The sequence below is a fragment of the Paenibacillus sp. R-74696 genome, from assembly GCF_055814915.1.
In genome coordinates, this window is the sequence record NZ_JBPULM010000033.1 from 1 (window position 1) to 2,168 (window position 2,168).

1 protein-coding gene is annotated in these 2,168 nt (G+C 55.7%); it reads left to right on the forward strand.

What is annotated here, in order from left to right:
• The coding region (locus tag ACSR9A_RS16855) for a non-ribosomal peptide synthetase (RefSeq protein ID WP_473758443.1) at nucleotides 1–2,168 on the forward strand (2,168 nt) is incomplete at both ends.

The window sequence follows — 2,168 nt, forward strand, 5'->3', positions numbered from 1 at the left end:
TACCGGGAAAGCGCGTCTTATCGGGAGATGGAGCGCTACTGGCTGGAGCAGTTCGCCGGGGAGCTGCCGGTGCTGAGCCTGCCGCTCGATTATCCGCTTCCGGCGGTGCGCAGCTTCGAGGGAGCGCACGTAGAATTCGAGCTGGACAGCGAGCTGTCCGCAGCGCTGCGGGAGCTGGCCCGGGCGAATGGAGCGACGTTGTATATGGTGCTGCTGGCGGCGTACAGCGCGTTGCTGGGTCGGTTAAGCGGTCAGGAGGAGCTGATCGTGGGCACGCCGATTGCGGGCCGTTCGCATGCTGACTTGCAGGGCATGCTGGGGATGTTCGTGAACACGCTGGCGCTGCGGCTGAGCCCGTCGGGGGAAAAACCGTTCTCTGCCTACTTGCAGGAAGTGAAGCAGACGGCGCTAGGTGCCTTCGAACACGGGGACTATCCGTTCGAGGAACTGGTGGAGCAGGTGGTCAGGCAGCGAGATCTGAGCCGCAATCCGCTTTTTGATGCGATGCTGGTGTTGCAAAACACGGAGCAATCGGAGCTGGAGCTGGCAGATCTGCAATGGACGCCGTACCCGCTAGAAAGCGGAGCGGCGAAATTCGATCTGACGCTGTCGGTAAGTGAAGAGGAGCAGGGCATGCGTTGTACGCTGGAATACGCGGTGAAGCTGTTTGAGCAGGGCACGATAGAGCGCTGGGTGGGTCATTTTACAGAGCTGCTGCGTCAAGTGACCCGCGATTCGCATACAACGCTGGGAAGCATGGACTTGTTGACGGCAGGACAGCGGGAGCAGTTGCTGGTGGATTTTAACGATACTGGAGCAGAAGCGTTGCTTGAGCAGCCATCGACGCTGCATGCGCTGTTTGAGGAGCAAGCGGCGAAGACGCCGGAACGTGTCGCCGTCGTTTGCGGGGATGAGGCCTTGACCTACCAAGAGCTGAACGAACGCAGCAGCAGGATGGCGCATCATTTGCTTAAGCGCGGCGTAGCGCCAGCAGATGTCGTTGCCATCATGCCTGAGCGTTCCGTGGAAATGATCATTGGCATCCTTGGCATTTTGAAAACGGGCGCTGCTTATGTGCCAATTGATCCCGATTATCCGGCAGAACGGATTCATTTTATGCTGGAGGACAGCAGAGCTCGTTTTTGCCTGACGAATCAAGCACATCTTCATCAAGTTAAACAATCAGCAGTGGAGGTTCTTCTACTAGACGGGTTAGAAAAACTAGAGGAGCATTCCGACCAGCCTTTACCTGAAATTCTTCCGACAGATGCAGCTTACATCATTTATACGTCCGGTTCGACCGGCAGGCCGAAAGGCGTTATGATCGAACACCGCTCTGTCGTTCATTTGTGCAGATGGCATCAGGCCTATTTTGATATGAGTGCAACAGATCGGACAACCCAATATGCAGGTATTGGTTTTGATGCAGTGGTGTGGGAAATATTCCCTTCCCTTACGATAGGAGCCGCCGTGCATATAGTACCGGAAGATTTGCGTCTGGACCCTGCCGCCTTAAATGCCTATTTCGAGGAAAAAAGCATAACGGTCAGCTTCTTGCCGACACAGGTGTGCGAACAATTTATAATGCTGGAAAATCGTTCTCTGCGCGTTTTGTTGACGGGCGGGGATCGTTTGAAGAAAATCAGTCATACTCGATATGCTTTATACAACAACTATGGACCTACAGAAGGTACAGTGCTTGCTACAACGGCCCGAGTGGATGTATCCCTTCCTGTCATACCGATCGGGAAGCCCATTTCTAACACCAGAGTGTATGTACTTACCCAGGAGAACGGCTTGCAGCCTGTTGGTGCTGTTGGTGAACTGTGCATAAGCGGAGTCGGTCTAGCCCGAGGATACTGGGATAGAGCGGATCTGACTGCGGAAAAATTTGTGTCGAACCCGTTTGAGCCAGGGGAGCGAATGTACCGTACGGGAGACTTGGTTCGCTGGCAGGCGGATGGTTCCTTAGCATATGTGGGCCGGATGGACCATCAGGTGAAAATTCGCGGTTACCGCATCGAGCTCAGCGAGATTGAGGCGGTGCTGCTGCGGGGGACAGGGGTTCGCGAGGTCATCGTGCAGGCGCTGCCGGATGCGGGTGGCAGCCTTCAGCTGTGCGCCTACGTCGTAGGCAGCGAGCTGGAGATTGCGGGGCTGCGCAGCTT